This window comes from Bacillus sp. JK74, from assembly GCF_053663395.1.
This window is the reverse complement of record NZ_JBSJQB010000003.1, coordinates 440,640-456,327: the sequence shown is the minus strand read 5'-3', so window position 1 is coordinate 456,327 and position 15,688 is coordinate 440,640. Positions and strand designations below refer to the sequence as shown.

The 15,688-nt window shown below is 45.0% G+C and carries 17 protein-coding genes; 7 read left to right on the top strand and 10 right to left on the bottom strand.

The window, feature by feature from the left end; all coding sequences use genetic code 11:
• Positions 1-17: 17 nt before the first annotated feature.
• From ACWJJ5_RS12510 to ACWJJ5_RS12490, 5 genes are all read right to left on the bottom strand, one after another.
• Entirely contained in the window at positions 18-920 is a 903-nt protein-coding gene (locus ACWJJ5_RS12510; protein WP_454022440.1) for a phosphate ABC transporter substrate-binding protein, read from the bottom strand.
• Between the two features lie 156 nt (positions 921-1,076).
• A complete protein-coding gene (gene pbpA / locus ACWJJ5_RS12505; protein WP_102421889.1) occupies positions 1,077-3,224 on the bottom strand; it encodes a penicillin-binding protein 2A in 2,148 nt (715 codons plus the stop codon).
• Between the two features lie 101 nt (positions 3,225-3,325).
• Positions 3,326-4,615, bottom strand: a complete 1,290-nt coding sequence (locus ACWJJ5_RS12500; RefSeq protein WP_012118002.1) for an MFS transporter — start codon at positions 4,613-4,615, stop codon at positions 3,326-3,328.
• A 117-nt stretch (positions 4,616-4,732) separates the two neighbouring features.
• Positions 4,733-5,338, bottom strand: a complete 606-nt coding sequence (gene sodA / locus ACWJJ5_RS12495) for a superoxide dismutase SodA (protein ID WP_003153025.1) — start codon at positions 5,336-5,338, stop codon at positions 4,733-4,735.
• A 166-nt stretch (positions 5,339-5,504) separates the two neighbouring features.
• A complete protein-coding gene (locus ACWJJ5_RS12490) occupies positions 5,505-5,987 on the bottom strand; it encodes a DUF456 domain-containing protein (RefSeq protein WP_017418157.1) in 483 nt (160 codons plus the stop codon).
• A 158-nt stretch (positions 5,988-6,145) separates the two neighbouring features.
• Here ACWJJ5_RS12490 and ACWJJ5_RS12485 point away from each other — a divergent pair, with 158 nt between their 5' ends.
• The 3 genes from ACWJJ5_RS12485 (at position 6,146) to ispG (ending at position 8,555) form a co-directional block, all read left to right on the top strand.
• Positions 6,146-6,910, top strand: a complete 765-nt coding sequence (locus ACWJJ5_RS12485) for a DUF1189 domain-containing protein (RefSeq protein ID WP_014418394.1) — start codon at positions 6,146-6,148, stop codon at positions 6,908-6,910.
• A gap of 91 nt (positions 6,911-7,001) precedes the next feature.
• The gene (locus tag ACWJJ5_RS12480; RefSeq protein WP_003153022.1) at positions 7,002-7,304 is read left to right on the top strand and encodes a LysM peptidoglycan-binding domain-containing protein; all 303 of its coding nucleotides are present in this window, start codon (positions 7,002-7,004) and stop codon (positions 7,302-7,304) included.
• A 132-nt stretch (positions 7,305-7,436) separates the two neighbouring features.
• Positions 7,437-8,555 carry a flavodoxin-dependent (E)-4-hydroxy-3-methylbut-2-enyl-diphosphate synthase gene (ispG, locus tag ACWJJ5_RS12475; RefSeq protein ID WP_169510269.1) on the top strand — a complete coding sequence of 373 codons (1,119 nt, stop codon included), beginning with the start codon at positions 7,437-7,439 and terminating at the stop codon, positions 8,553-8,555.
• A 33-nt stretch (positions 8,556-8,588) separates the two neighbouring features.
• Here the strand turns inward: ispG and ACWJJ5_RS12470 are convergent, their stop codons facing one another.
• Positions 8,589-8,966, bottom strand: a complete 378-nt coding sequence (locus ACWJJ5_RS12470) for a DUF308 domain-containing protein (protein WP_087920773.1) — start codon at positions 8,964-8,966, stop codon at positions 8,589-8,591.
• 133 nt (positions 8,967-9,099) lie between these two features.
• On the opposite strand from ACWJJ5_RS12470, the gene ACWJJ5_RS12465 reads away from it, so the two are divergent.
• Positions 9,100-9,681, top strand: a complete 582-nt coding sequence (locus ACWJJ5_RS12465) for a nucleotidase (protein WP_007408297.1) — start codon at positions 9,100-9,102, stop codon at positions 9,679-9,681.
• 31 nt (positions 9,682-9,712) lie between these two features.
• Here ACWJJ5_RS12465 and ACWJJ5_RS12460 read toward each other — a convergent pair whose 3' ends face one another.
• The gene (locus tag ACWJJ5_RS12460; protein ID WP_003153018.1) at positions 9,713-10,123 is read right to left on the bottom strand and encodes a Fur family transcriptional regulator; all 411 of its coding nucleotides are present in this window, start codon (positions 10,121-10,123) and stop codon (positions 9,713-9,715) included.
• A 123-nt stretch (positions 10,124-10,246) separates the two neighbouring features.
• The gene (locus tag ACWJJ5_RS12455; protein ID WP_003153016.1) at positions 10,247-11,128 is read right to left on the bottom strand and encodes a YitT family protein; all 882 of its coding nucleotides are present in this window, start codon (positions 11,126-11,128) and stop codon (positions 10,247-10,249) included.
• Positions 11,129-11,246: 118 nt separating this feature from the next.
• On the opposite strand from ACWJJ5_RS12455, the gene ACWJJ5_RS12450 reads away from it, so the two are divergent.
• Positions 11,247-11,501, top strand: coding sequence for a DUF2624 domain-containing protein (locus ACWJJ5_RS12450; protein ID WP_003153013.1), 255 nt, complete (start codon positions 11,247-11,249; stop codon positions 11,499-11,501).
• A 28-nt stretch (positions 11,502-11,529) separates the two neighbouring features.
• On the opposite strand, the gene ACWJJ5_RS12445 is transcribed toward ACWJJ5_RS12450, so the two are convergent.
• Both ACWJJ5_RS12445 and ACWJJ5_RS12440 read right to left on the bottom strand, forming a co-directional pair.
• The gene (locus tag ACWJJ5_RS12445; RefSeq protein WP_367069088.1) at positions 11,530-12,423 is read right to left on the bottom strand and encodes a deoxyribonuclease IV; all 894 of its coding nucleotides are present in this window, start codon (positions 12,421-12,423) and stop codon (positions 11,530-11,532) included.
• An 11-nt stretch (positions 12,424-12,434) separates the two neighbouring features.
• Positions 12,435-13,751: a DEAD/DEAH box helicase gene (locus ACWJJ5_RS12440; RefSeq protein ID WP_017418162.1), complete on the bottom strand. Its 1,317-nt coding sequence runs from the start codon at positions 13,749-13,751 to the stop codon at positions 12,435-12,437.
• Positions 13,752-13,916: 165 nt separating this feature from the next.
• Here ACWJJ5_RS12440 and vrrA point away from each other — a divergent pair, with 165 nt between their 5' ends.
• Together vrrA and ACWJJ5_RS12430 are read left to right on the top strand one after the other, a co-directional pair.
• A complete protein-coding gene (vrrA, locus tag ACWJJ5_RS12435; protein WP_454022439.1) occupies positions 13,917-14,612 on the top strand; it encodes a VrrA/YqfQ family protein in 696 nt (231 codons plus the stop codon).
• Positions 14,613-14,734: 122 nt separating this feature from the next.
• Complete coding sequence (locus ACWJJ5_RS12430; protein WP_003153006.1) at positions 14,735-15,679, top strand: 4-hydroxy-3-methylbut-2-enyl diphosphate reductase; 945 nt, start codon at positions 14,735-14,737, stop codon at positions 15,677-15,679.
• Positions 15,680-15,688 lie beyond the last annotated feature (9 nt).

Sequence of the window (15,688 nt, the reverse complement as noted above, 5' to 3'; positions counted from 1 at the left end):
GGGAGCCCGCCCTCCCCTCAGCTTTGCTTGCCGTTTGCGTCACGTGTGACTTTCATATCAGAGATCGGAATGTAGCCCTGATCTTTTACGATACTTTTCTGTACTTCATCGCTGTTCATATAGTCAAGAAACGTTTTTGTCAGGCCTGACGCTTCACCTTTCGTATAAGAGTGCTCGTAAGCCCAAATCGGATACTCGCCTGTGACGACGTTTTTCTCTTCCGGTTTGATGCCTCCGATCGATAAAGGCGTTACTTTGTCATCGTTTATATAAGAGAATGCCAGATAACCGATTGCTCCCGGCGTCTCCGCAATGATTTTTTTGACTGTATTGGAGGAATCCTCTGTAATGCCCTCTGCAGGCTCTGCTCCGTCAAGAGCATATTTGACGAACGTAGCGCGTGTTCCAGATGAATCAGGACGGTTCACGAGTGTAATTTTTTGATCTTTACCGCCAAGCTCTTTCCAGTTTTTAATTTTGCCTGTAAAGACGTCTGTCAGCTGTTTTTTGGTTATATCCTTTACGCCCGCACCGGGGTTGACCGCAGCCGCCATCGCCACTACCGCTACTCGGTGGTCTTTTAGGTCTTTCGCATCAATGCCTTCTTTTTCTTCAGCAAAGACATCTGAGTTGCCGATTTGCACTGCCCCTTCAGACACTTGCGAAAGTCCTGTTCCTGAACCTCCCGCTTGCACCTGCACATCAGCATCCGGATGTTTTTCCATAAACTTTTCCGCCGCTGCCAGTACTAACGGCTGCATGGCTGATGAACCAGAAATGGTTAAAGAACCTGATGCTTTTTTATCCTCACTTGCAGATTGACTGTCTGTCTTGCCGCTTTCCTTTGCATTTCCGCATGCTGCAGCAACAATCATAACAGCAGCCATCAGAAGCATAAGCATCCATTTGTTTTTTTTCATTTCCTGAATTCCCCCTGCATTTAATGTGTAATTTGTCCTACACGTATAGAGTAAAGGGTTCTTGTAAAATGCGTATAAATCAAGTGTTAAGGTTTTGTAAATCCGGATGTTTTTTTGTATAAAAAAAAACGCTCACAGGTTGTGAGCGTTTTTCTGTTAGTTGCTTGTATTGCCGTTTTCAGCGTCTTCCTGAATTTTATCTTCGTTTTTCTGCTTCGTATTATTATCTTCTTGTTTCTTTTTCAGCTCAAAGTATTTGTCCAGAGCTGCTCTTCCTATATCATTCGTAATCGAATATCGATCGCTGTAATTAATATAGGCCCAAGGAACGACTACAGAAATAGCCACTTCCGGATTATCAGCAGGTGCATACGCGACAAGAGTCGTATTATACGTTCCTTCACCCGTCTCTGATTTGTCAGGACCGTCATAGAAAGATTGCGCCGTACCCGTTTTACCGGCAGGACTGTATGTCGCCGTCGCAAAATCAGTTGCGGCTGTCCCTTTTGTCATGACACGTCTGAAACCTGCCTGCACTTCTTTAATGTCTGCATGATTCATATCAATCTTGTTCAGTACTTGAGGCTGAACAGACTCTACAACGGCTCCGATTCCTTTTTTCGAATCAGGCTGTCTGACCTCTTTTACAAGCTGAGGTTTCAAACGATAGCCTCCATTGGCGATCGTTGATACATACTGCGCCATTTGCAGCGGTGTAAACGTATCATACTGTCCGATGGCAAAGTCTAACAGAAGCCCGGAAATTCGCTGTGTCCCTTGGTACCCGGTTGCTTCATTCGGAAGATCAATCCCCGTCTTAACTCCGAGTCCGAACTGATTGAAGTAGTATCTGAAAGTATCGAATGCCTTCATATCAAGCGGCAGGGACTGGCCTTTTTTGTACTCCCCTTTACCGACAGCAATCGCCGTTTTGAACATGAACACGTTTGATGATTCCTGAAGCGCTTTTTGGATATCTACGGGTCCTAAATTCGTCCATGATTTTTTCGGGTTTTTACTTCCCTTGAAATACATAGGTTCATCCTGGAAAACGGTGTTCAAATTAATCGCGCCCGTCTGCAGTCCGGTCAACACCGTCGCTCCTTTGACCGCCGATCCCATTGCGTAGGAGGAAGTCATTGCGCCGAGGGCATAATCATTAATTTTGTACTTTCCATGGTCATTCGTAATCTGCTTGCCGGCCATCGTCAGCACTTCTCCGTTTTTCGGGTTCATCATGACGACGAAGGCCCGATCAAGAAGCTTCGTGCTCGGTCTCGCTTTTGCCGATCTTAAATTTTTCTCAATGATTTTTTCAACGGATTTCTGCAGGTCCATATCAATGGATAAAACAAGGTCTTTGCCGGCCTGTCCTTTTGAAATCACTTTGCTGCCCGTGACATTTCCGGATGAGTCGGTTAAGTTCTGCACTTTCTCTTTTTGACCCTGCAGCAGGCTTTCATATTGATATTCTAAATAGCTTTTTCCGACCCTGTCATTCCGGCTGTAGCCGAGTGACAGATAGTGATCCAGCAGATTGGAAGGAAGACCTTCGTTCGCACTGGATACACTGCCGAGCAATGTCCGGATCAGGCTTTTATAAGGATAAGACCGTTCCCAGTCAGACGTCACGTCAACTCCCGGCAGTTCATCTAAATGTTCACTGACGACGGCCATTTCTTTTGCCGACACCCCTTCATTTTTGATGTATTGAGGCGTCAGTGAGTAGCCTGAATCCATCTGCCTTTTGATCGCAAGGATCTGCATATCTTTTGAAGTGAGCTCATTCAGCTGTTTGTCTGTGATACGTTTCAGCTGAAGCTGATATAAATCATCTACAGACAGTTTTTTGTCTTCAGCTTTTTGCTTTTCTTCGGCCGTAATCAGTTTTTTCGCTTCATCAGGCCTCGTTAACATCCAATAGTCTTTTTTATCCCGCTCAGTCACCTTTTTGGTGCTTACCTTAATCATACCCGACAGTTTTTTTGCGATTTTTAAACGCTGCGCCTGGGTGGTTGAGGCTGAACGTGTATATGTAATCGCATTTAATGCTTTATTCGTTACGATGGGATTTAGGTTCCGGTCGTATATTTTCCCTCTCGGAACCGCCGTGCTGACATCAGACTCCTCCTGCTTATTAGCGGCGTTTTTATAATCATCACCCTGAACGATCTGCTTGATGCCAAGCTCGACGATAATCCAAGTGAAAATAAGAAACGCGGCCAAAAACAAAAAATTAAGCCGGATCGGCAGTGATTTTTTCTTTTCTTTGTTTACAGCTATTTTCTTTTTATTTCTCCTCATGACATCACCTTTTCTTATTTACAGAAAGAAATGACACCTTCTGTTCAGGTGCCATTTTTCATTCTAAAGGTTTTTTCGATATTTTTCTACAGATAACCCTTTTATCTTTCTCCTTTTATAAAATTCGGTTCCGCCGCCTGTTTTTGTCGGTCTTCTTCTACTGTTTCATCAGAAGTTTCCGTATCCAGTTTAATGTCTTTTATAAAGTAATAAATCAGCGGATGGCCGGCTCCGAGCAGCACGAGCGCCGCCGGTATTCCCACTTTTTCCTTGAATAATGTAACGATTACAAGGAAACAAAGGATGGAAACGATCCGGCCCGCATTTAAAAATAACTCCCTGAGCACAATGTATTCAATTCTGGCTTTTCTGGCAAGACGCGCCCGGCCTATCACATCATATGTAAGCGAGACATACGGCACGAGCAGAACTGGATAGCCGATCGCAATAAACACTCCGTACAAAAGGAGCGTCGTGAAGCTCATTTTAAAAATGATGAGAAACAGGGCGCCGTACAAGATCAATCCGCCGATAAGAATCGCCTTTTTCCGAGCTCTTTTTTTGATGAGCCTTGATGCAAAATAATAGGCAAAAAAAGAAACCGCGGAATTGACGAGACCGAATGTTCCGAGCGCCAGCTCACTGTTTGTCGCAATGAATACAAATACGCTGATTAAAAAAACAAAAATCCCTTCTCTCAAGCCTTGAAAAAAGTGCGCGTTGGTAATCCGGCGCCAATTCAGATTCGTGTGGCGCTCATCAAAAACTTTTTTCAGCATAAACCGGCCTTTCGACTCCCTCCGCTTCAGAAAAAAGCTCATAACCACGGCAAGGGCAAATAAGCCGAGCGACAGGCTGAAAATGATTGTATAACCCGTATTGTTTTCAAGTCTTGAAATGACATATCCAGCCACAATCGGACCGATCATGCCCGCCGATGAAGACAAAATGCCTAAAAACCCGTTAAAAAAATCTCTCGTTTCCGGTTCCGTAATTTCGAACGTCAGCACATTAAAAGCCAGCCAGTAAAAGCCGTATCCAACTCCGAGCACGGCCCCTATCAAAACGAGACGGGAAGCCGCAGTTTCTCCGGCAAGCAGCACACTTAAATAAAAAGCGGCCAAAAAGATAACGCCGAACCTGAGAATAAACACCCTGTCAATTTTTTTAGCCAGCCGGCCGGCCAGCAGAAAGGTAACCGGCTGCATCGTTACGACCGACAAATTGTATATGGCCAAATCAATAAATTTTCCCGACTGCTTCCACAAATACACGTTGACAAATGTATTTGACAGCGCGATGCCCAATGAGTAAAGGCCGCCAATCGTCAATAACAGCAGCAGCCCTTTATTTATTTCGATGTCGCCGATAATTTTTTTTATTTTGCTCATCATTGACTCCCCTTTACTACACATTAGTTTGTCTCACTCAAACTGAGATATGTAAAAGGATTCAAAGTCAATAAAAAAACAAGGCCTCCCGCGGGAGACCTTGTTTTATCGAACTATTTATTTTGCTTCGCTGTAAAGACGGGCAACTTCATCCCAGTTCACAACATTCCAGAAAGCTGAAATGTAATCAGGACGGCGGTTTTGGTAGTTCAGGTAGTACGCATGCTCCCAAACATCAAGACCGAGGACAGGCGTTTTACCCTCAGAAAGCGGTGAATCTTGGTTTGGCGTGCTTGTAATTTCAAGTTTGCCGTTGTTTACAACAAGCCAAGCCCAGCCAGAGCCGAAACGGCCGGCTGCTGCGGCGGCGAATTTTTCTTTAAATTGATCAAAGCTTCCGAACGTGCTTTTGATCTCTTCAGCAAGCTCACCAGTCGGTTCGCCTCCGCCGTTCGGAGATAAAAGAGTCCAGAATAAAGAGTGGTTGGCATGTCCGCCGCCATTGTTGCGGACAGCTGTGCGGATGTCCTCCGGCACTGCGTTCAAATCAGCAACAAGCTCATCTACAGATTTCTCTGCAAGCGCTGATCCTTCGATCGCTTTGTTGAGGTTTGTCACGTATGTGTTATGGTGCTTCGTATGATGAATCGTCATCGTTTCCTTATCGATATGAGGTTCTAAAGCATCATAAGCGTAAGGCAATTCTGGAAGTTTGTAAGCCATAATTTTTTTCCTCCTTTAAATATATGTACTGAAATGCCGCTTAACGCGAACTTTTCTAATCTCAATGTAACAAAAGAAAGCATGGTAATCAATGAAAAAGCTCACAATCCGGCGATTCCAGCAGACATATTACACTTTATCCGTTCACTGCCGAAATTAAACCTTTCTAAAGCACCGTCCATAAGAAATATCCGATCATAAAGAGCTGAATGACGCCTTTTGCCGCCACGCTTGTTAAAAAGCCGATTAACGAGCCGAGCCCCACTTTTGCCGCGGACTTGATATCCTTTTGATGAACAAACACCTCAGCGCAGACAGCACCGATAAACGGGCCTATTATAATGCCTGCCACAGGAATAACGAAGGGCCCGATCAACAATCCGATCGTGCTTCCCCAGATTGCCGCCCTGCTTCCTCCGTACCTTTTAACGCCAAGTAAATTTGACACATAATCAGCTGCAAATAAAACGGCCGCAAATACCGCCTCAATGAGCCAAAACAGGTAAGAATAAGGACTGAAGGAAAACAAAAATCCGTAGAGAAGAAAACCGGCCACAATAAAAATAACGCTTGGAATCACCGGATATACAAGCCCGATAAAAGCAATGACGAAGACCGCAATGATAATCAGCCAATACAAAACACTCATGACAAAAACACCCTCCTTTGTTTTGCGGGCGATCACCGCTTCCCGCTTTATCTTATTATGTATGATTCCTTATCACCGCTTTAAATACTCTCACTTGTGTTCATCCCCTGTGAACGATACAATAAGCAACATATACCAGTTTAGGCTAGGAAGTGAAGATGTTGAACATATTTACGGCTTTATTGAAAAGTACATACTCTCCGGCAGATATTGCAAAAACACGGTTTCAGGGGATAGGAAAAGCGATCCTTTATGTATTTTTGCTGTCTGTCCTTTTTACGCTGCCAAGCGCTTATTACCTTTGCTCCGGCACCGTAAACTCAATGAACGGTTTCAAAACCGTGTTAAAGAAAGATTTCCCTGATTTCAGCATTTCAAACGGAGAATTGCAGACGAAAGCATCCGCCTCTAAGGAAACGGAAGCGAACGGGTTCGTCATCGTGTTTGATCCCACAGATGCTTACGGCGCGAAACAAATAGCGGCGAAACAAAATGCGATCGGCATTTTGAAAAATAAAATGGTGCTTGCTGTAGACGGACAGGCGACAGAAATGAATTATTCGCTGATGCCTGCCGATATCACAAAAAAAGAAATCATATCAGCATTAAACCAAAATAAAACAATGATCGTCACCGTCCTGTCCGTTTTGCTGTTCATCATGACAGCGGCCGGCAAATTCATTGAAGTATCATTTCTCGCCGTCATCGGCCTGATATTGAAAAATGCGCAAAGAAAGACATTGAATTACCAGCAGCTCTGGAAGCTTTCGGCTTATTCCATTACACTTTCGACCATATTCTTTACGATCATGCGCGCGCTTGTTATTACGGTGCCGAGTGAATTTTTAGTGAATTGGTTTGTAAACTTTATCATCCTTTTCCTCGTCTTAAAAGAGATACCGCCAAGAAAAACAGCTGTGTAACAAAGACTGCCCCCGGCGGTCTTCTTTTTTGTCATGAACAAAACGGGACAAGCATACAATGAAGTAAAAATGTATGCGGGAGGCGGTTGGAATGAAGCGGCTTACTTTTGTATTCGGCAGTTTATTTGTGATATTCATTATCTTTTACGATCTTAAAATCGGCACGATCCCTTCTCAAGACCTTCCAGCATACGCAGCGGCGGCACAGCCAGCACAACAGGAAGCTTCATACAGAACGGTTACGGTCAAAAAAGGCGATACGGTGATGTCGATAGTCGGCGCACATAAAGCGCCAGATGATATTGCACAAGATTTTGAGGCGCTGAATCCGAATGTAAAAGCAAATGCCATTCAGGCAGGCACCGCTTATAAATTCCCCGTCTACCGCAATTAAACGTTAATTTCTTGTCAGTTCGGCAAATACACTGTTACAATATAACATGTAAATAGAAGTTGCCTGACATGTAAAAGGCTCAGCCTGCAAAAGCGGTAACTACAATTAAGGAGCGATTGACAAGTGAGTGAAATCACACATCGTACAAAAACGCGTCCCGTCAAAGTGGGACCTTTAACAATAGGCGGAAATAACGAAGTCGTCATTCAGAGTATGACGACGACCAAAACACACGACGTAGAAGCAACAGTTGCGGAAATCAACCGTTTAGCCGAAGCCGGCTGCCAAATTGTCCGGGTGGCATGTCCGGACGAACGCGCCGCTAACGCGATTGCCGACATCAAAAAACAAATTTCCATCCCTCTCGTTGTCGATATTCATTTTGACTACAAGCTTGCATTAAAAGCAATTGAGGGCGGGGCCGACAAAATCAGAATCAACCCGGGTAACATCGGCCGGCGCGAAAAAGTGGAAGCCGTCGTAAAAGCGGCGAAAGAAAAAGGAATTCCGATCCGGATCGGCGTAAACGCGGGATCTTTGGAAAAGCGTATTTTAGAAAAATACGGCTATCCGACTGCTGACGGAATGGTTGAGAGTGCGCTTCATCATATCAAAATCCTGGAAGACCTTGACTTTCATGACATCATCGTCAGCATGAAAGCCTCTGACGTCAATCTCGCCATAGAAGCATACGAAAAAGCGTCAAAAGCATTTGATTATCCGCTTCACCTCGGAATTACAGAATCGGGCACGCTGTTTGCCGGAACGGTAAAAAGCGCGGCCGGACTCGGAGCGATTTTAAGCAAAGGAATCGGTAACACGCTCCGGATCTCTCTGAGCGCCGATCCTGTTGAAGAAGTAAAAGTAGCCAGAGAACTGCTGAAATCATTCGGTCTTGCTTCAAACGCGGCTACGCTTATTTCATGCCCGACATGCGGACGGATCGAAATTGATCTCATCAGCATCGCAAATGAAGTGGAAGAATACATTTCTAAAGTCAAAGCGCCGATTAAAGTAGCGGTTCTCGGATGTGCCGTTAACGGACCGGGCGAAGCAAGAGAAGCCGATATCGGGATTGCCGGCGCGCGCGGCGAAGGACTTCTTTTCCGCAAAGGCCAAATCGTCCGCAAAGTCCCTGAAGAAACAATGGTCGAAGAGCTCAAAAAAGAAATCGACAAGCTGGCAGAAGAACACTATGCAAAGCTTGAAGCAGAAAAAGCAAAAGCAGAACAAGAAACACAAAAAGCTTGACGGATATTCCGCCAAGCTTTTTTTTGCGTTGTGTTAAAAAAACGGTGTAATGAAGATGCCAAGCACAAGGGAAACAATACCGATTCCCATCGCCCATCCGCCTAAAGCGCCTGCTCCTCTTCTTCTGGCGATATAGCCGACGATAATGCCGCATGCCCCTAATAAAACAGGGAGCACAAACAGGGAAATGATAGAAATAGCCAATGCTGCATACCCTATCCCCCGGCCTTCACTTACTCCGTCCCGATTATCATCACGGTCTGCTGCCCGGTCAGAAGCACGATATGGCTCTGAGATTTCGGCCGCTGTTTCTTCTGAATAAACATCACGCGTGATATCGGTTCCTTCCGATCCATGATCTACATAGTAATCGTTGCCTTTTCGATTTTCGTAATCGTATGCCACCTTCAATTCCCCCTTTTTCTTTTATGAAAGGAGCTTTTTTAGTTTCCGCGTTTTTTACGAATTCATGTTTGCTAAACTTTTCTGGTATTGTTAATTGTTTATGTTACACTTGAAGGGATGAATTTATAGGAGTGTGGACATGTTACGGTTAGGTATAGATATTGACGGCACAGTTACGGCACAGGATACATTTGTCCCTTATTTAAACCGCTCATTTCATCTTTCCATTACCTTGGATGATATGACTGATTATGATCTGACGAAGCTTTTGAACATTACAGACGAGGAATTTTGGGAATGGATGAACGTTCATGAAGCAGCCATATATAAAGAAGCGAAGCTCGCGGAATTTGCCAAGCAGGCACTGGACGGACTGAAAGAAGAGCACCGTCTTATCTACATTACGGCAAGACGCGGCCACTTAGAAGATGTTACGCTGGACTGGTTTGCAAACCGGGACATTCATTACGATCACATTGAGCTTGTCGGAGGCCATCACAAAGTGGAAGCCGTCAAAAAACACGGCATTGATTTATTTTTCGAAGATCACCACGGCAACGCGACAATGATCGCAAAAGAAGCAGGCATTCCGGTTATCCTTTTTAACTCCCCATATAATCAGCTCCCCATCGATTCCAATATTATCAGGGTGCAGAATTGGCTTGAAGCCGTCGCCTGGATTAATAAAAACAAACACAGCTTTCAGCATGTTAAAAGCTGAAAAAAAACCTCCTGTATAAGCAGGAGGTTTTTTATCGGCACGCCGGACAGGTGCCGTAAATTTCAAACTTATGGCCGCTGATTTCATACCCTTCCAAATCATCGTGCAGCTTATCCATCGGACAGGACTCAATTTCCTTCGTTTTCCCGCAGGTTAAACAGATAAAATGGTGATGATGATGGGTATAAGAGCATGTAAAACGGAACAGTTTTTCTCCGGAAAGCTCCGTCGTTTCCAAAATGCCGAGTTCTTCATATAACGAAAGATTTCTGTATATGGTATCAAAGCTCAGACCCGGATAGTCGTCATTTAATGCGGCAAGCACGTTTTTGGCGGTCAGATATTTATCAGAATCAGCAAAAAGCTGCAGCATGTCTTCTCGCTTACTCGTATATTTATACCCTTTTTCTTTCAGCAGGTTCAACGCTTCTTGTACGTTCATGAGGACCTCCCCTTTACAACACGGTATCGCTCCAAAAAGAAAATGGCAGCTGTCTGAACAGCAGGCCATTTTCTTATGATGTATCAAATTATACCTATAAAATGATGAAAAGTAAATGAAAGCCTAGTGAATCGCGGTTTTGAACTTACCGCCCCTCGTTTCATGGGTATTCATGATCGTAATAAAGGCGTTTTTATCAATTTCAAACACAATGGATTTCAATTTAGTCACTTCAAGCCTTGTCACGACCGCGTAAATGACTTCTTTGGATTCATCCGTATATCCGCCTTTTCCCTGAAGCTTGGTGGTTCCCCTTCCAAGCCGATGCAAGATTGCATCTGAAATTTCCGCATACTGATCTGCCACAATAATGACCGCTTTTGTTTCATCAAGCCCCTGGATGACGGCGTCAATCGTTTTCATGGCAATATAATAAGTCATGAAAGAATACATCGCCTGCTCCGGACCGAACACAAAACCGGCCCAAATAAAAATAAACACATTGATGAGCATAACGAATTCTCCGACTGAGAAGGGCAGCTTTTTTGTGAGAAGGATACCGAGTATTTCAGTACCGTCCATCGAGCCTCCGTTTCGGATGACAAGGCCTACCCCGAAACCGAGCAAAAGCCCGCCGAATACCGTCGCCAAAATAGGCTGGGTCGTAATGGCCTCCACATGGTGCAAGGAGGATTCAATCAGCGCTAAACCGACAATTCCGATAACAGTAGAGATGAGAAATGTTTTTCCGATATATTTATATCCGAAAATCATAAATGGAATGTTGAGTAACACAACGAATAAGGCGAAATTGAGGAGGGGATTGGACATAAAGAGGTGGTCTAAAATTAATGAAACACCGATAATGCCTCCGTCGATAAAATTATTAGGGACCAGAAACAATTCAATACTTACGGCGGCTGAACCCGCCCCGATCAGAATCATGATGACCCTGAAGATAAAGTGTAAAAATGATTCTCTTTTGTGCTGTTTATTTGGAGTCATAAAATCTCCTTTCCTGTAATAACTATTTTAAACAGTAAGCAACTTCATTTTACCATTAAAAGCCGTAACATTTTAATGATTTGCTCAATACATTATGTCTAAAGAGGTGATAGTATCGATGATTTTAATACAAAGAATTATTTTGCAGCGGCTCAATCAAGTCACTGCGGACGATCTTCTGAAATATTCCAAGCAATACGGAATCAGCATTACGAGAAGTCAAGCGGCTGAGGTAGCGGCTCTGATGCACGGAAAAAACATCAATATTTTTGATGAACAGGAGCGGCTTCGCCTGCTGAAAAAAGTGGAAACGATAACCTCAAAAGAAACGGCTCGGAAAGTTGACGAACTTTTCAATCAATTCTCAGGGTAAAAAAGGAGGGGCAATTCCCCCTCCTTTTTTATTGAGCTGATATTTTTTTAAGAAGCTCCTGATCAAACTGCTTTTCTTTCAGCATTTCGATTTCAAAACGGTACGGCGGCTTCTTATTTTTCTTGTCTTCGCCTACATACGGTGTTTCGAGGATTTTCGGAATATCGGCAAGCTGCTCGTGATGAACGATGTACTGCAGAGCGTCAAAACCGATCTCTCCGAACCCGATATTTTCATGGCGGTCTTTCCGGGCGCCTTTAATATTCTTACTGTCATTCACATGAAGGACTTTTATCCGATCGATACCGACGATTTTATCAAACTCGTTAAGAACGCCGTCAAAATCATTGGCGACATCATATCCTGCATCATGGGTGTGACAAGTGTCAAAGCAGACGGATAGATGTTCATTATGCGTAACCCCCGAAATGATCTCGGCCAGCTCTTCAAAGCTTCTTCCGCATTCTGATCCTTTGCCCGCCATTGTCTCCAGCGCAATCTGCACGTGTTGACCGGGAACAATCACTTCGTTTAAACCTTCAATGATTTTTTTGATGCCCGTCTCAGCCCCGGCTCCGACATGCGCCCCTGGATGAAGCACGATCTGTTTCGCGCCGATCGCTGCCGTTCTTTCAATTTCAGAACGCAGAAAATCAACGCCCAGCTCAAACGTTGCCGGATTTGTCGTATTTCCGATGTTAATGATGTACGGCGCATGCACGACAATCTCGTCGATGCCGTTTTCCTTCATATGGGCGCGGCCCGCTTCAATATTCAAGTCTTCAATTTTTTTGCGGCGCGTATTTTGGGGAGCGCCCGTATAGATCATAAATGTGTTCGCCCCGTATGAAACGGCTTCCTTGCTTGCGGCAAGGAGCATATGTTTTCCGCTCATTGAGACGTGTGAGCCTATTTTCAGCAACCCGATTCCCCCTACTTTCCTCTGTTAGATTGGTTTCTTCTCTGCTTCTTTCTGATTTTTTCCATTTCGTAGCTCATTTTCTTTTTATAGCCCGGCTTTACTTTTTTCGGCTTTTTCACAAGGCGTTTCGCCATTTGGTCAGCCTCATTTGCCGTCTTTTTGCGATTTTTGCGGCGGTGGCGGTCATCGCCTTTCTTCCATTCGCCGTTTACAAGCTCCGCATATTCAAACACAATACCCATCTTTTCGAGTCTTACGAGCGCATCTTCGTCAGAAAGCTCATAAATGGTCAGTGCTTGGCCTGATGAACCGGCGCGTGCGGTTCTCCCGACGCGGTGAACATAAAAATCCAGATCGTCCGGAAGCTCATAGTTGATGACGTGGCTTACGCCTTTAATGTCAATTCCTCTTGCCGCAAGGTCTGTCGCAATGACATAAGTGAATTCCAGATCATTAATCTGCTTCATTACCTTCTTACGCTCACGCGGCGTTAATCCCCCGTGCAGAAGACCGATCCTCATGCCCTTTTCAGTCAGGTATTTCGCAATATGGTCAGCCGTGTTTTTCGTATTGGCAAACACAATGCCCAGATAAGGGTTCAGATGAGACATCATATCAAAAAGCAGTTTGTCTTTATCACGCTGTTTAGAAGGAACCAAAACATGTTCAATCTTTTCGGCTGTGATTCTTTTCGGCTCAACATGCGCGTACTTCGGATTTTCCATATACTTTTTCAAAAACGGCTTCAGCTTTTCCGGAATCGTAGCTGAGAACACAAGCATCTGAAGTTCTTCCGGCATCCGTGATCCGATGTAATCAACGTCTTCTAAAAAGCCCATGTCAAGCATCAGATCTGCTTCGTCAATGACGAGAGACTGCGCTTTATAGACGTTCAATGCCTGCGCCTTAATCAGATCCGCGATCCGGCCCGGCGTTCCGACGACGAGATGAGGCTGTGTTTTCAGCTTATCAATTGATTTTTGCTTGTCCGTCCCGCCGATGAAGCATTTTGTCCGGATCGGCTCATCTTCCGCACCCTGTGTGATTTTGAGCGCTTCCTGATGAATCTGATTGGCAAGCTCTCTCGTCGGCGCCGTGATAACAGCCTGCACCGTATCAGAACCCGGATCAATCCGATTCAAAATTGGCAATAAATAGGCGTGGGTTTTCCCCGTCCCCGTCTGGGACTGCCCGATCACGCTTTCGTTTTTCAGTACGGCAGGTATCAGCCGCTTTTGAATATCTGTCGGTTCATAAAAACCAAGGCGGTGAACTGCATCTATAATAAACGGTTTTAAGTTGTATCCATCAAATTTAGTTTCTTTCATTTTTCCCAGCTCCTTAAAGCGGCACATTCTGTGTCCATCATCACATTATAACCGATTTTACTTAAAAACACCATGTCTTGGGGGAATCCTGTTTTCAAGACAGAAAAGCAAATGCCCCCTCCGATGCATATTGTAATAGCAGAGAGACAGAAAGGAGGTACAAGTATGTTTCCACAGCAGCCGATGAGAAATATGGCGCAGCAGGGCCGGCCGTTGATGAATCCGCGTATGAGGATGGGAGGAAGACCGTCATTGCCGGGCCGGCAGCTGATGCAGCAGGGCCGGCAGCTTTTCCCTCAGCAGCAGATTGCCGGAGCGGGCCTGAGAAACGCAGGCACGGGCGGCGGAGGGGGCTTAAAAGGGATGCTTTCCCGTTTTTTACCCGGTTCAGGAGGAGGAAGCGCTGCCGCGTCGGCACCGGCGGCGGCCAGCGGAGGAGCAGGTGCAGGACTGCAGGGAATACAGAACCTGGCAAGTCCGGCATCCCTGTCGAGCATGCTCGGCAACGTTCAGAAGGTGCTCGGCGTGGCGCAGCAGGTTACGCCGATGATCCAGCAGTACGGTCCTTTAGTACGGAGTCTGCCCGCCATGATGAAGCTTTACAGCCAATTAAGCAGCAGCGATGATGAGAATGAATCTGACGAGACAAAAGAAACAGACGAACAGGACAAAAAGGATGAAGCCGAAAAAACAGATGAAACAGAAGATGAAAACAAATCAGACGCCTCATCCAAAACATCAAAGAAGACGTCTGAAAAAGCATCCGCTTCAAAAGAAAAAGACGCCGCACAGGCAGAATCAACGGAACAGCCGCGTCCAAAAAGAACATCGGGCAGATCAACGCCGAAATTATATATTTAACATTCTTTGATATCTCACGAAAGATTAGCTATAATGAGATCAGAAGAATGCAAGATTTGAGCCGTTTAACTACGGCTTTTTATATTGCCTCTACACTCACTTTTGATAGGAGGACATCTACATTGGACGTTATCAAAATATCGCCGCGCGGCTACTGTTACGGCGTTGTTGATGCCATGGTCATAGCCAAAAACGCGTCACTCGATAAAACACTGCCAAGACCTATATATATACTCGGAATGATTGTTCATAATAAGCATGTCACAGATGCGTTTGAGGAAGACGGCATTTACACGCTTGACGGCACAAACCGTCTGGAGATTTTAAAGCAGGTGGAAAAAGGAACCGTTATTTTCACGGCTCACGGGGTATCTCCGGAAGTAAGAAAAGCTGCTGAGGAAAAAGGGCTTGTTACGATTGACGCCACATGCCCGGACGTCACGAAAACACATGACTTAATCCGAAAAGTAAAAGCTGAAGGCTATCATGTCATATACATCGGCAAAAAAGGCCACCCCGAGCCTGAAGGAGCCGTCGGCGTCGCTCCTGAAATCGTTCATCTCGTTGAAACAGAAGAAGACGTCAGAAATCTCGATATTCAGGCTGAGAAATTAATCGTTACAAACCAAACGACAATGTCCCAGTGGGACGTCCACGATATTATGGAATCAGTCAAAGAAAAGTACCCGCACGTGGAATACCATCAGGAAATCTGCCTGGCCACACAGGTTCGTCAAGAAGCTGTATCGGAGCAGGCAAAAAAAGCGGACTTAACCATTGTTGTCGGCGATCCGAAAAGCAATAACTCCAACAGGCTGGCTCAAGTGTCAGAAGAGATCGCCGGAACAAAAGCCTACCGAATCGGAGACATCAGTGAACTGAAGCTCGAATGGCTGAAAGACGTCAATACCGTCGCCGTTACCGCAGGCGCATCAACACCGACACCGATTACAAAGGAAGTCATCCGCTTTTTAGAGCAGTTTGACCACAACGATGAATCGACATGGCAGCTTGAACACAGTGTGCCGCTCAAAAAAATCCTTCCGAAAGTAAAAATAAAAAACTGAGGCCCGGGG

What these genes read in the sequence shown, in the direction of transcription:
- ACWJJ5_RS12510 (WP_454022440.1), bottom strand. Translation starts at nt 920, where the DNA reads ATGAAAAAAAACAAATGGATGCTTATGCTTCTGATGGCTGCTGTTATG.
- pbpA (WP_102421889.1), bottom strand. Translation starts at nt 3,224, where the DNA reads ATGAGGAGAAATAAAAAGAAAATAGCTGTAAACAAAGAAAAGAAAAAA.
- ACWJJ5_RS12500 (WP_012118002.1), bottom strand. Translation starts at nt 4,615, where the DNA reads ATGAGCAAAATAAAAAAAATTATCGGCGACATCGAAATAAATAAAGGG.
- sodA (WP_003153025.1), bottom strand. Translation starts at nt 5,338, where the DNA reads ATGGCTTACAAACTTCCAGAATTGCCTTACGCTTATGATGCTTTAGAA.
- ACWJJ5_RS12490 (WP_017418157.1), bottom strand. Translation starts at nt 5,987, where the DNA reads ATGAGTGTTTTGTATTGGCTGATTATCATTGCGGTCTTCGTCATTGCT.
- ACWJJ5_RS12485 (WP_014418394.1), top strand. Translation starts at nt 6,146, where the DNA reads ATGTTGAACATATTTACGGCTTTATTGAAAAGTACATACTCTCCGGCA.
- ACWJJ5_RS12480 (WP_003153022.1), top strand. Translation starts at nt 7,002, where the DNA reads ATGAAGCGGCTTACTTTTGTATTCGGCAGTTTATTTGTGATATTCATT.
- ACWJJ5_RS12465 (WP_007408297.1), top strand. Translation starts at nt 9,100, where the DNA reads ATGTTACGGTTAGGTATAGATATTGACGGCACAGTTACGGCACAGGAT.
- ACWJJ5_RS12460 (WP_003153018.1), bottom strand. Translation starts at nt 10,123, where the DNA reads ATGAACGTACAAGAAGCGTTGAACCTGCTGAAAGAAAAAGGGTATAAA.
- ACWJJ5_RS12455 (WP_003153016.1), bottom strand. Translation starts at nt 11,128, where the DNA reads ATGACTCCAAATAAACAGCACAAAAGAGAATCATTTTTACACTTTATC.
- ACWJJ5_RS12450 (WP_003153013.1), top strand. Translation starts at nt 11,247, where the DNA reads ATGATTTTAATACAAAGAATTATTTTGCAGCGGCTCAATCAAGTCACT.
- ACWJJ5_RS12440 (WP_017418162.1), bottom strand. Translation starts at nt 13,751, where the DNA reads ATGAAAGAAACTAAATTTGATGGATACAACTTAAAACCGTTTATTATA.
- vrrA (WP_454022439.1), top strand. Translation starts at nt 13,917, where the DNA reads ATGTTTCCACAGCAGCCGATGAGAAATATGGCGCAGCAGGGCCGGCCG.